The organism is Edaphobacter aggregans DSM 19364, assembly GCF_000745965.1.
Classification (GTDB): Bacteria; Acidobacteriota; Terriglobia; order Terriglobales; family Acidobacteriaceae; genus Edaphobacter; species Edaphobacter aggregans.
Genome location: NZ_JQKI01000037.1, coordinates 15,494 through 28,466, shown reverse-complemented (window position 1 = coordinate 28,466; position 12,973 = coordinate 15,494). Strand labels below are relative to the sequence as shown.

Annotated in this window: 9 protein-coding genes; 5 read left to right on the top strand and 4 right to left on the bottom strand. The window is 57.0% G+C overall.

The genetic code is table 11. The features are described from left to right. Positions 1-8: 8 nt before the first annotated feature. Together Q363_RS15935 and Q363_RS15930 are read right to left on the bottom strand one after the other, a co-directional pair. Positions 9-1,511 (bottom strand): alpha-amylase family glycosyl hydrolase, encoded by a 1,503-nt coding sequence (locus Q363_RS15935; RefSeq protein WP_051978849.1) that lies wholly within the window; start codon positions 1,509-1,511, stop codon positions 9-11. Positions 1,512-1,619: 108 nt separating this feature from the next. Continuing rightward, positions 1,620-4,997 (bottom strand): TonB-dependent receptor, encoded by a 3,378-nt coding sequence (locus Q363_RS15930; RefSeq protein WP_245632256.1) that lies wholly within the window; start codon positions 4,995-4,997, stop codon positions 1,620-1,622. A 264-nt stretch (positions 4,998-5,261) separates the two neighbouring features. On the opposite strand from Q363_RS15930, the gene Q363_RS15925 reads away from it, so the two are divergent. Continuing rightward, complete coding sequence (locus Q363_RS15925; RefSeq protein WP_035352018.1) at positions 5,262-7,523, top strand: winged helix-turn-helix domain-containing protein; 2,262 nt, start codon at positions 5,262-5,264, stop codon at positions 7,521-7,523. Here Q363_RS15925 and Q363_RS47475 read toward each other — a convergent pair. Further along, the gene (locus Q363_RS47475; RefSeq protein ID WP_483782894.1) at positions 7,432-7,818 is read right to left on the bottom strand and encodes an outer membrane beta-barrel protein; all 387 of its coding nucleotides are present in this window, start codon (positions 7,816-7,818) and stop codon (positions 7,432-7,434) included. The genes Q363_RS15925 and Q363_RS47475 overlap by 92 nt on opposite strands. A gap of 1,231 nt (positions 7,819-9,049) precedes the next feature. On the opposite strand from Q363_RS47475, the gene Q363_RS40590 reads away from it, so the two are divergent. The 3 genes from Q363_RS40590 to Q363_RS45490 all read left to right on the top strand — a co-directional run bounded on the left by Q363_RS40590 (position 9,050) and on the right by Q363_RS45490 (position 10,733). After that, on the top strand, positions 9,050-9,289 hold the full coding sequence (locus Q363_RS40590) for a hypothetical protein (protein WP_157466975.1): 240 nt from the start codon (positions 9,050-9,052) through the stop codon (positions 9,287-9,289). Positions 9,290-9,309: 20 nt separating this feature from the next. Next, positions 9,310-10,443 (top strand): DNA polymerase IV, encoded by a 1,134-nt coding sequence (dinB, locus tag Q363_RS15915; protein ID WP_051978848.1) that lies wholly within the window; start codon positions 9,310-9,312, stop codon positions 10,441-10,443. 155 nt (positions 10,444-10,598) lie between these two features. After that, positions 10,599-10,733, top strand: coding sequence for a hypothetical protein (locus tag Q363_RS45490; protein ID WP_281176006.1), 135 nt, complete (start codon positions 10,599-10,601; stop codon positions 10,731-10,733). Positions 10,734-10,798: 65 nt separating this feature from the next. Here Q363_RS45490 and Q363_RS15910 read toward each other — a convergent pair whose 3' ends face one another. Further along, positions 10,799-11,287, bottom strand: coding sequence for a hypothetical protein (locus tag Q363_RS15910; RefSeq protein WP_157466972.1), 489 nt, complete (start codon positions 11,285-11,287; stop codon positions 10,799-10,801). Between the two features lie 618 nt (positions 11,288-11,905). Between Q363_RS15910 and Q363_RS42815 the strand changes: the two genes are divergently transcribed. Next, positions 11,906-12,961, top strand: a complete 1,056-nt coding sequence (locus Q363_RS42815) for a DEAD/DEAH box helicase (protein ID WP_211256205.1) — start codon at positions 11,906-11,908, stop codon at positions 12,959-12,961. Positions 12,962-12,973 lie beyond the last annotated feature (12 nt).

The following is a 12,973-nucleotide window of genomic DNA, read 5'->3' as shown; positions in this document are numbered from 1 at the left end:
ATATCTCCTTAGGGCTGGGTCGGCGCGGGTAGCCGAAAGATGCGGACCTGAAAGGCATCGAGGGAGAGAGCTGGTAAGGCCGGAGGGAGCGATGCTGTGGCAGCCGCACTCGCAGGGTGTCTCCTTGAGCCGGCAGGAGGTGTCAACGAGACCTCTTGCCACGGCTGGTTGCCTGACGCAGCCACCTCAACACTGCCGCGAAATGGAGTGTTCGAAAGATTGACTGCGACGAGATCGGTCTCCTCAGGGCTGCGGCGGATAAAGCTGACCACATGCTGCTCGTCTGAATTGTGCAGCCAGATCAGGTCACCGTGGCGAAGCGCGGTTGAGCTGGCACGAAGCGGGATGATGGCACGATAAAAGGCCGCAAACTGGGGCCGCTGTTTTCCGGCTCCCCAGTACAGGTGAAACTTCTCGAACAACGCGGGAGCGCCCGAAGGCGTAGCATCGCCCACCTCCATGCCGTTGTACAGCAGAGGCACCCCCGGCAGCGTGAATACTAGCGCCGACACAGCCAGGGCACCGCCGGTTCCGTACCGTACCGTCGCCCGCTGTTCATCGTGGTCGTCCGAGATCAGCATGTGCTCGGTGCCGCGGGGAAAGCGAACCTGCTGCTCGTTCCACGTGGCCTCGATGGCTGTTGCTGGTTTGCCGTGCTCGACAACCTCGTTGAACGTGGCAAGTAGCGGCCATCCATAGTCCAGGTCAAAGGCTTTGGTCATCAGTTCAGGCTTTGAAGCCTCCGCGAGCAGAAGCACATCGGGACGAACCGCCTGAAGGGTCGGCCGTAGTTGTTCCCAGAAGCTGGTCGGGACGAATCCTGCCGCGTCGCAGCGGAAGCCGTCAAGGTTGAAGGTCTTCAGCCAGTACGTGAACATCTGGACCATGTACTCGCGCAATGCCGGATTGTCGTAGTTCAGACCGGCGACATCGCTCCAGCCGTGCGGCGAGACGATGTGTCCCGCCGCATCATGCATGTAGAACTCCGGATGTGCCATCATCACGCTGTCCCACGCGGTATGATCGGCGGCTATATCGAGAATGACGCGCATGCCGAGTGCGTGCGCCGCCTCGACCAGGCGCGTGAAATCGGCCTTCGTTCCCAGCGCAGGGTCGATAGCATAGAAGTCGCGCGCGGCATATGGGCTTCCCAGCGCACCCAGCCGGTGTACCTCCCCAATGGGATGCACTGGCATGATCCAGAGCACGTTGACGCCCAGCGTATGCAGGGTATTCAACCGCGCCGTCACAGCATTGAGCGTACCCTCGGGGGAGAAGTGCCTGGGGAAAATCTCATAGATGACGGCTTGGTCCATCCAGGCGGGGGCAGACCGAGCCGGCGCGAGCGGGACTGCCTCGGATTGCGGCTCCTGTGCCCGTAAGGCTGAGCTCGAATACAGAAGACCAAGAACAAGTGCGAGGCCGCACACCGTACGAAGGGCAGGGTGCGCCGCGGATGAATTCGCTCTGCCGGGAAGAATCAGCTCGCGAAGCAGGGTAGGCACCGGCATAAATGGTCGGGAACTCCAAGCAGGGTGATTTAGTTGCTGATGAGCAGGCGCAGAAAGTATGCGCAGGAAGGCGAACCGTAAACCGGCTGCCTCCCTGCGCTTTCGGACTTAGAACGTCAGACGAGTGGCAAGCTGGATCTGACGGGCAGAGTTTGCCTTCAGCCCGGTAATCACACCAAACGTGGTGAGGTTGTTGAGACTACCCCCAGGATTGGTGAACTGGGGAGTGTTCAGGACGTTGAAGGCATCGCCATGTAGCTCCAGCGCGATGCGCTCGGTTAGGTGGAGATTCTTCTGCACGCCAAAGTTCACAACGCGGGATGAAGGTCCGAAGATGATATTGCGGCCCGCCGTGCCCACACGTGTGTAGACGGTCTGGTCCTTACCGTCGGTTGAGGTAATCGAGGGGATGTTGGCGGAGAATGCATTGGGGTTGAACCAGTGACCCGCGATTTGCTTGGGATACTGAAGCGTACCGACCAGGTCTGGATGGTTTCCGGGCGTGTTGACGCCGGTGCTGAGATCATCGGGCTGACCGGTTGCAAGCAACGCTATGAGATTAAGTTGGAAGCCCCCGATCAGCAGGTCCGTGACCCTGGAAGCGTTTGCGCCAAACCGCTTGCCGCGGCCGAAAGGAAGGATGTAAAGAGCCGAGGTCGAGAAGTTGTGGCGAACATCTTGGTTGGAGTTGCCATAGTTAAGAAGGGGGTTATTGGGCTGGCTGACGGTTGAGCCTTCAAAGGCGCCCGGTGAGTCATCCAGCGAATGCGACCAGGCATAAGACCCCGTCACCAGCAGGTCTTCTGCGCGGTGCTCGTAGTGCACCTGCAGGCCGTCGTAGTTGGAGATGCCGTCATATCGATTGAGGGAAATTCCCCCGAGATTCTCAAAGGGCAGCGTGGGGGTATTGAAGTAGTAGCTGTTCAGCGGATAGTACGAAGACAGCCGGTCGCTGTGCACACCAACATAGGCCACGCTGAACACGTCGCGTGGGCCGAACTGCTGTTGCAACTGCAGGTTGAACTCCTGCAGACGGGCGTGCTTGTTATCGCGGTCCACGGCCAGGCCACTCAAGCCCAGCGGAGGGCTGTTCGGGTTGAAGTTGGGGAAGCCTGGCGCCGGAAGAGCCGTGGTCACGGCAGCAGGCGAGGTGTATCCCGGGCAGGTATATGGCGCGCCCTGACCGGAGGTTTGGCCGGTGAAAGTAATGCAGTAGCCATTGTTTGCCAGGTAAGTGACGCTACCTCCAAAGGGTGGTTGCTGGCCCAGTTGGTTGCTGATGCCACCATAATCGGGGAAGTAGAAGATTCCGTAACCACCATGCAAAGAAGCGCGGCCGTCGGGCGTAAGCGCGTATGCGAATCCAACCCGCGGCGCGAAGTTGCCATAATCCTGATTGATAATGCTGCGTGGAATTCCATTCTGCCCTGCAAGATAAATGGTGCCATTTGTCGGGTTGAACGCGGCGGCTTGGTTGTGCTGCTCATACGGCCAGGTCAGCAGGTCCCAGCGGATGCCAAGATTGAGGGTGAGGCGTGGGCTGAGGCGCCAGTCATCCTGGATGAAGAGAGCGTCCTCCTGGCTGTTGTTCGCGAAGTAGCCACTCTGTGCGCCGATCTGATAATTATCGACGGCTCCCACTAGAAGCTCGGTAGGCTCGAACCCGGTATAGTCGACGCCGTTCCCGGCGATATTGTAGAAGCCCTTACCCGCGATGGGCCGGAAGAATTCCACCTGCCGACGCAGAAAGGTCCCGCCGGTCTGGATCACGTGCTTGCCGAGTGTCAGATTGACAGTGTCGGTTAGCTCGTATGTGTTCTCCGGTACGGCGTAGAGGCCGTAGTCGCCCGTGTATTCAATCTCTGTATTATTGCCACCGATCAGTGCGCCGCCACTGGTCTCAAGGTTGCGATTCGCGTTCACGATGCCGAGATTGGCGGAGACGTTCTCTCCGAAATTGGGCGGCTGGTAGCCAAAGTTATCGCGATTGTAAGCAATGCGGAGCTCGTTTACGACGCGGGGCGAAAAAGTGTGCGTGGAGCCCAGATCGTAGCCGCGCCCATGCACGTAATTAGAGCCGGAACCGCTGCCGGCCGGCAGGGCCGGGCCAAGTACTGACGTCAGCGTGTTCGTCGAGTTATCGTAGGAGAAGCGGAAGAAGAGCAGGTCCTTGCTGGTTGGATGCCAGTCCATACGAGTATCAAAAGTGTTGTATTTGTTTGCCGCCCGCTGCTGGGCCAGGTAGTTCTGGAGCACGCGGTCGGTGCGGGTGGGCATCGGGTAGGCATTCAGATAGTTCACAGCTGCTGGGTTGAGCCGGTTCGAGGGTATCTTGTTGCCGGAAAAAGGCGTACACGTCTCAGGATCATAGATTTGACCCTTGCTGAACATACTTAAATTGTTGTTCATTGCGCCGTTGTTCGGAACGCACTTGGGGAACGTCGTAATGAAGGTCCCGCCCGTGCGCGCCGGGTTGAGCAGCTCCGAAAAGTCACCCGTACGCATCAGCGCCGTGGGCACGGTGTGATACGAGGCAGCCACTGGCAAAGCCTCGCGGTAACCTGCATAGTCGCCAAAGATGAACAGCTTGTCCTTGATGATTGGCAGCCCCACGGAACCGCCGAACTGGTTTCTGTTGTACGACGGGTTTGGAGTGAAGGGAGCATCCAGGAACTGGTAGTTCGGGTTCGCGTCAAAGTGACCGCTACGGTAAAACTCAAAGGCCGAGCCATGAATCTGGTTGGTGCCGGAGCGAATGGAGGCGATCACCAAGGCGCCGCCTGCCCGGCCGTATTGCGCGGGGGCCACACTGGTGGTCACCTGAAACTCCTGGGTGGCCTCCACCGGCGGGAAGAACAGGATGTCGTTCTGCAGGCCATCATTATTGTCTACGCCGTCCAAGATGAAGTTATTGGCTTGCAACCGGGTGCCGTTGACCGAGAGCGCGCCACCGCCGCTCTCCCCGTTGCGATTTACGGTGTCCTGGCTGCTATCTCCGTAACGTCCCTGAGTCACCCCGGGCGTAAGCAGGGCGAGATTGAGGGCATTGCGGCCGTTCAATGGAAGCTCAGTGATCTGTTTGCCTTGGATCGTCTCCCCTAGTGTGGCGTCGGTCGTGTCGACCAGGGCGGCAGCTCCGGTCACTTCGATGGTTGTCGTTGCCGCGCCCGGCAGCAACTTGAAGTTGAGGGTCAGGTTTTGAGTCACGGCAACCGTGACTTGCTGCGTCTGGGCCTGAAACCCGGTCGCGATTACCCTTGCTGTATAGGTGCCCTGGGGCACAGCGGGAATATTCAACTCACCGCTGTCGTTTGAGGCGCCGGAGAGCTTAAGCCCCGTCTGCGGGTTGACCAGAGTGATGATGGCGTTCGGGATGGCAGCGCCGGTTGAATCGGTGATGGTGCCGGCAATGCGACCGGAGTCGGCCTGGGCATAGGCGTGGGGCATCTCAACGGAAAACACGGCAGATACCGCAAGACAGACCACGGCTGCTCTGCATAGCTGATATATAGACTGCAATTTCATAGGACGGCCTCAATGTGAATCGTTTGCTTGGCTGTGATTACGCGGCTAAGTCTCGTTCGATTGCAAACTCTCTTCGTTCTTTGCGGCTTAGCGCAATAGCGGCGCCCAGATTTTTGTATTGAATGTGTATAACCAGATAAGTCTCTTTGTTTGAGTTCGATAGTGGATTTCTTTACGTGACGGCAACCGCAGATTAGAATCATTAGCGGATAGATACCAGATACCATGGCTGTTGGAACAAGACACAAGATCGTCTCGTTCGGCACATTTGAAGTCGACATCGATGCGGGCGAAATTCGCAAGTCGGGGATGCGCGTCCGCCTTCCTGGCCAGCCCTTTCGGCTGCTGGCCGCACTGCTTGCCCGTCCGGGGGAAATACTCACCCGGGAGGAGCTTCAGCGCGAGATCTGGGGTGCCAACACTAACGTCGATTTCGAGCAGGGCCTCGCCAGCGCCGTCAACAAGTTACGCGAAGCCTTGGGTGACTCCGCGGAACAACCCCGCTACGTTGAGACCTTGGCTCGCAGGGGATATCGATTCATTGCACCGATAAGCGTTAACGACGGGCGGGTGGCCGGGGAGGAGCACGCTCAACCAGGGCCACCCGCGATCCAGGTTGCGGACAGTTCGCCAAGCCACACTGAAAGTCTTGTAAGCACCTCACCAACAGTCGAAGCCCCGCAGCAGGGACAGCTTCTGCAGGCTGACAGGAGGCTCCGGCGGTACGTGTCAGCTCCTCGGCTCTGGCAGACAATGGTGCTTGGGTACGGAGCTGTTGCATTGGTGCTCCTTACCGCCCTACTTGCCCGCGGTTGGGGACGGAGCAAAGGGAAGTCGGCGCCCCCGCATATCGAGCAGCTCACACAAGCAACGGATATATATACCGGACCGCCTAATCCGGAGACATTCCTGTCAATCGCCACGGATGGACCCCGGCTATATGTCCCGGTACTTGTGAACGGCCAATCGCAGCTCTCATCGTTGGCTCTGAATGGCACGGAGTCCGAGCCGATCAGCATGCCCAGGGATCTGAGTTCCGGCGCTATCACCGGCATCTCCCACGATGGCTCAAGACTTCTGGTGCGTAGTCTGCGGACGCGAGCACCAGAGCAACCACTTTGGATTGTCCCCACGGACGGGTCTGGAGCGTCACGGGTAGGCGAGGTCTTAGCTCACGACGCCACCTGGATGCCAGATGATGAGTGCATCCTGTTCGCGTCTGGCAATGACCTGGCCGTCGTGCAGATCAGCAACGGCGCGATATCCCCCTACGCATCGCTTCCGGGGCGGGCTTTCTGGATGCGCTGGTCGCCTGACGGAAAGAAGCTCCGCTTTACACTTCTGGAACCGACGAGTCATACCTCTTCCCTTTGGGAACTCGATGCAGCGACGCGAAAGACTCATCGACTGTCTTTTCCGGCTCTGAGCAACATGGACCTTTGCTGTGGGACATGGACACCGTCCGGGGACCAGTTCACCTTTCAAAGCGGTGATGTTCACGAGAGCAATCTCTGGGTCGTTGGAAGCGGTGAACAGGCATGGCCGGTGCAGCTTACCAACGGACCGATTCGCTTCACCTCGCCGCTGCCCAGCCGCGAGGGCCGGACCGTCTTCGCTTTTGGCGTGGCTCAGCCCGCAGGCACGCGCATCTACGACGGTGCTCTTCATCGATTCGCCCCCGCACCGCACTTCCTCCAGAGCGCGCAACGCGTAACCTTTTCGCGCGACGGCGCATGGGTGGCCTGGACCGACCCTCAAGAGCAACTTTGGCGCGCTCGCAGCAAGGATGGCGCGGACCTCTTACGACTCAGCGGCAGTGACCTTGAAGTATTTGCCGCCAACTGGTCGCCTGACGGAAAGCAGTTGCTACTGATGGCTCGACAACCCGGAAAGACCTGGCAGATCTTCACGATTAGCGCCTACGGTGGCGCGCTTCATCTTGTGCTCGATGACGGGCAGAATCTTGCAGACCCGCAATGGTCTGCAGATGGAAGCCAGATCGTCTTTGGCCGGGAGGCGGATCTCATGGGCATGGAGATCGGACCTCATGACATCCGGCTGCTTGATCTTCGCAATCATCAAATCCGGTCTCTTCTTGGCTCCAAGGATCTCTTCAGCCCTCGCTGGTCTCCGGATGGGCTTTGGATCGCTGCGCTCTCGCGAGATCAGTCCCGGCTTGTGGTCTACAACACGAACGAACGAACATGGAAGACGCTCTTTACGGGCGGCGCCGCCGACCCCGTCTGGAGCGTGGATAGCCGGTCTATCTACTTCCATGCCTTCGCCAAGCCGAATTCAGCCATTATGAGGGCCGGCGTGGACGGCAAAGTAACAACTGTCGCCGATCTCTCAAAGCTCGGCTCGTCCACGGCTGAAAGCTACTTCTTCAGCGGCATCACGCCCGACGGCTCACCTCTGATTGAAATCCGTGTGGGAACCGGAAACCTGTACTCAGTCGAATTGCCACTACTAGAAGATCGTAGGTAGTTCGAGCTGGACAACCGAAGAACGAGTGCAGCGCCCGACTTCTTTTGTGCAAATCGAATTGATACAAACTGGATGAAAGAGCTTCTCTATGTCCATCTACGGCTGCGGGGCCATAAAATTGCGCATGAGTGAAGACGTTGAATGCCTCTGCACGGAACTCCAGAGATCTCGCCTCAGATAAGCGCAAACCCTTTTGCAACGTCATGTCGAGATTCTCGATCGCTGCACCATAGAAGATTCGGCGTTTGGCGTCCGAGATTTTCTTCGGGAAACAAGGCTGTGTTGAAGCATACAAGCAGCTCGCGTTCAGCTTCCGGGTGATTGCGATGTTGCGCGAGACCGTAGACCGAAAACTTTCTCCGAAGTGAACCGTCTAGTGGATCGTAAATCCCGCGGTTGCTCAAGCTCTCCTTCACATCCGAGCGAACCGGCAGGGCGACTTGTCGAGGAGAGGTGCCCGATGGGTCAACGGCACGACCAAAACACGACCATCGTACAGTCGAAACCATCACAAATGGTCCTAAACCATCCTAATTGGAGGAGGCCACAACGCTAATCGTCTCAATGATATCCGCTGATTCCAGACCACTTAGTTAGCTTGCGAGGCGGCCCTGAAAAGGCCGGCGTCGGCGGTTCGATCCCGTCTCTGGCCACCAATTTAGCAAGAAACACTTAGTTCCCTTCTCTACTTAAAATAAAAGGATGCGCCGTGTCCCTGAACGAGAGTAGTGCCGGGAGGGGAGTGGAACCCCACGGGCCGAAGCCCGGCGGATTTTGAGTCCGCATCTGGATCTCCTTAAGTTCTGTATTTTCCTTGTTTCCAAATACTTACGTGCAGTGGAGAGTTACGTTCCATTAGGTTCGGTGAGGTTCGATCGAGACTGATTAGCCAAAGTATAGCCAAAGTCAAAACGCACTTCCCTATCCGCTGTAATCGTAGACAGAATACACCTCGACCGACGACGCTGCACCACCTTGCAGCCCTTCGATTGGAGAGTCCGATGCACCTTCAGTTTTCTAAAGGTGGGGACGCCTCTTTGTCACCGGGTTACGCCCGTCTCCGCACGGCACGCACCGGAGCTTACTACTCCGGTGGCTCCGTTCTTTGGCGCCAACCACCCAGCAGAAACAAGCCCCAGCACGCAGAAGGCAGGCATCGATGCTCTTCCATGCCATGGAATGAGTCAAACCGCAAATTATAGACGGCACAGCGCTTACGAGTCGGCTGAGTCGGCAAAACCGGCACAATCGGCGCTATTTGCGACAAAAATGCGACAAGCTTCTTTAGCAGCGGGCCATCGGGCTGATCCGTGTGGGATCAGCCCAAACTCTTTTCATTATGTTCCCGGCAATGGTGCAACAGCCCGTTGCCCAGTTGCCGGGGAATACTCGAGCCAATAACTCCGCAAGTTGTTGATCGAGATCCGTACTTTGATAGGAGACTTCCTCCCTCAGGGGGCTTTAGGTCAGGTCTGTATTGAACCAGCTAGGCGAACAAGAGGCGAATATGATTGAATGGATGCGAGGTGATTTCGCTGACTCGACAACCTCAAAACTCAACCGGTCCGGTATGGACAGGCGATGACCTTCCTGCTTGTCCTGTTGGAATGGATTTGCTGCGCCGATTTGAAGAGGCACGTCCCAAGGATTACGCCTTTCTTCAGGCGCAGGACTTTGCCGATCTGAATACATCCGCGTTCGCTGGCATCCTGGAGTGGGACGCTTTCACCGAGCATTGCGAGACGTGTGAAGACTGCAAGGAGTAGCGTGCAGCGTTCGCGGAACGATGACAGCATCCAACGCCCAAAACGTAGTCGTCGCTGACACCTCCGCTCCCCTTCGCAAGATCGTTCATGTAGACATGGACGCTTTCTACGCCTCGGTCGAACAACGAGACAATCCAGAGCTTCGAGGGAAGCCGGTCGTGGTCGCTTGGCGCGGTAATCGTTCTGTGGTCTGCGCCGCCTCCTATGAAGCTCGCCGTTATGGCGTTCGCTCTGCGATGCCCGCGGTGCGTGCCGAGCGACTGTGCCCGGAAGCAATTTTCATTCCGCCTGATTTCGTGCGCTACAAAGCTGCTTCGGCCGCTGTGCGTGAAATCTTTCAGCGGCATACCGATCTGATCGAACCGCTGTCTCTCGATGAAGCGTATCTGGACGTGACCGAGAACAAGATGCAGCTTCCGACAGCGACGCGCGTTGCGAAGATGATTCGTGAGCAGATACGCGAGGAGCTGAACCTCACCGCTTCCGCCGGCGTGGCACCTAACAAATTCCTGGCGAAGATCGCATCTGATTGGAAGAAGCCCAATGGTCTGTTCGTGATTCAACCGCACGAGGTACAGAGTTTTCTTCTGCCGCTGCCGGTGGGCCGCATCCCTGGAGTGGGGCAGGTCACAGAGAGCCGTATGAAGGCGGTTGGAATCGCAACCGTCGGCGATCTCTATGCCCTTGAACTCTCCATCCTTGAAAGTCACTTCGGAAGCTACGGTCTTCGCTTATATCAACTCGCCCGTGGTATCGACCACAATCCCGTCGTACCGAACCGAGTCAGCAAGTCAATCTCCGCCGAAGACACGTTTCCCGAAGACATTCCGCTCGCGGACACCGAGCTACAGATTCGGCGTCTGGCTGAGAAGGTCTGGAAATCCTCGCACGGCAATGCGCGAGCAGCAAAGACGGTTGTTCTGAAGCTGAAGACGAAAGAGTTCAGTAGCCTCACGCGAAGTCTCACACTTCCGGCTCCGCCCTCATCCTGCGACGAACTTACACGTATCGCACTCGCGCTGCGCGAACGTGTTGAGTTGGGACCAAAGCAGCTCTACCGTTTGGTGGGAGTTGGCTTCAGTAACTTTCAAACAGCCGAGGACCCGGCTTCGCCTCTCTTTGTCGAGGAGCCTGTGCAGGACCAATTGATATGAAGTTACACAAGGAGATCAGATGGATAAATTGTTCGGCACGATCAGTGCAGGCAGCCAATTGCCGCACTCGTAGCCAAGGAGTTGCGGGATACCGGCTTCGTCGTGATTCCTGGTCCGGTGTCGGCCGAGCGCCTGCCGCTGCGTACGATGCAGCCATGCAGTCTGGGAACGAAGCGGACGTGAAGGTGGCCCGCACGACTACGCGCATGTATGACTTCGTCAATCGAGGCGCGGAGTTTACGACGTGTATGTCTACTGCTCCCGGAACGGATGCGCGCGGCGCTCGTTGAAAATCGGACATTCCTAACAAGCAAGTGAGCCAGTTCGATAGTCAGTGAAGCCTACAATTGCGGTTCTATAGGGATTTGCTCGTTGGTCTCCAGAGCCGGGAATGCTCTTTGAGCAGGGCTTCGATTTCCTTGTCTTCAACGCCGAGGATGCGCAGCGACTTCTCTAGTTCGTTGGGAAAGCACCATTCCATATACTTGCTAAGGCTGCCTGAGTGCTTTACGTGCTGGTAGAAAGTTCCGAGCGCCGGATAGCCAGAACCTCCGGTATATCGCTCCCAGGCTGCTCTCTTCGACATTCCTGCAAACCGGGCCAGCCAATTTTCGAGATAACGATCGGTTGCGAGTTGCTTCGCTCTGCGTAGAAGCTCATCTCTTCGCTTCTCTCGCGCCCGGTCTGCTTTCAGTTCCCGAGACCGCTTTTCCTCACATGCGGGACAGTGGATTTCGGTTGAACTCCGTGTCGGGTTCCAGTCGTCCATCTCCATGACGTGAATCATCGTTCCGGCTCCACAGTCGCAGGGGCCTGTCTCGGAACGCATAATCTCCCAGCTCATCGCTTTATCCTCGTTCAGCAACGTTCCATCATTTCACTTTTGGGATAAGGGAGGAAATCTCCTCGCTCACTCCAGCCGCCGGCGATGCCGGACGGTTTCCGCTACTCATTTTGTGGTTGTCCAATTCGTTCAGTGCTGCTTCGCCTCAGATTCCTCAGCTCTAAACTTTGCTTCCTCGCGATAGAGCTTCTGGTGGGCTCGCGGGAATGCCGGGTCAATCTCCTACCTCAACAGGCTCATTGTCCGGACCGCGCACTTGGTGATCGAAGGTCGGCGATAGAGATAACAAAGTCGCAGAGATCATGGTGAGGGAATTTCACGAAGCAGTTCCCAGGCAAAGGAGGGCACCTTGGACGGGAAACGGACGCACGCAGTGGTGGTCAAGTAGTGGCTGGGGTTCCCTGTATCAATCTTGTAGAGTTTTACTTTTTGGTGTTGGCGACGGCGTTCCGAATGCGACGCCCAGCAGCAGCGATCAAGGTCTCAGCCTGCAAAAGAGCGCAAAATCTCCCTCAAATTTAGCCCTGACTCCCCCTGGTCTCAGCGAAAGTCTAATGTTCCCAATACTTTCGTAGAGATAATGCTCTAAAATTGGTGCACGGAGAATCCCTAGCGCTAATGAACATGACCGACTATCACGCCAAGCTCTTTGCCCACGAGCTGACGAAGCGGTCCAGTTCTGACAACGTCGACAAATTGGCATCCGCGCTTTCTGATGCTCAAGTTGATCTAAATCCCCACCAGATTGAAGCCGCTCTCTTTGCTTTCCGCTCTCCACTCTCAAAAGGCGCGATTCTCGCCGACGAGGTTGGACTCGGAAAGACAATCGAGGCGGGTATTTTGCTGGCGCAACGTTGGGCCGAGCGACGGCGCACCTTGTTGGTGATCTGTCCGGCAAACCTCCGCAAACAGTGGAGCCAGGAGTTACAAGACAAATTCTTTCTTCCTAGTGTCATTCTGGAAGCCAAGACTTTCAATGAGGCCGTCCGAGCGGGCAATTTAAATCCCTTCGAGCAGCCGAAGATCATCATTTGCTCGTTCCAATTTGCTCGTTCCAAAGAGCCCTACCTACGAACAACGCCTTGGAATCTCGTCGTGATAGACGAAGCCCACCGGCTCAGGAATGTCTACAAACCCGGCAACAAGGTTGCGAACGCGATCAAGCAGGCGCTCACTGGACATCAAAAACTTCTGCTAACCGCAACTCCGCTTCAGAACTCCCTTCTTGAGCTATATGGCTTGGTCAGCATCGTTGACGAATTTACCTTCGGCGATCTGCGACGTTTTAGGGCGCAATTTGCCCGCCTAGCCGGAAAAGCAGACTTCGACGCGTTGAAGCAGCGTCTCCGTCCGATTTGTCAGCGGACGCTTAGGAGGCAGGTACTCGCCTACGTTCCGTACACCAACCGTCACGCGATGGTGCAGGAGTTCGTTCCCAGTCCCGCAGAGCAAGAACTCTACGATCTTGTCTCGGATTACCTCAAAGGCGAGAAACTATACGCGCTCCCTGCCAGCCAACGTCAGCTCATGACGCTCATCTTGCGGAAACTGCTTGCTTCCTCAACTTATGCGATTTCCGACACGCTTCTCGGACTCGCCAACAAGCTCGAGTCAGCCGAAGTAGAGCAACACCAAGCCGCAGAACCGGTCGCCATCATGGCTGAGGGACTTTGAGACCCTTGCCCG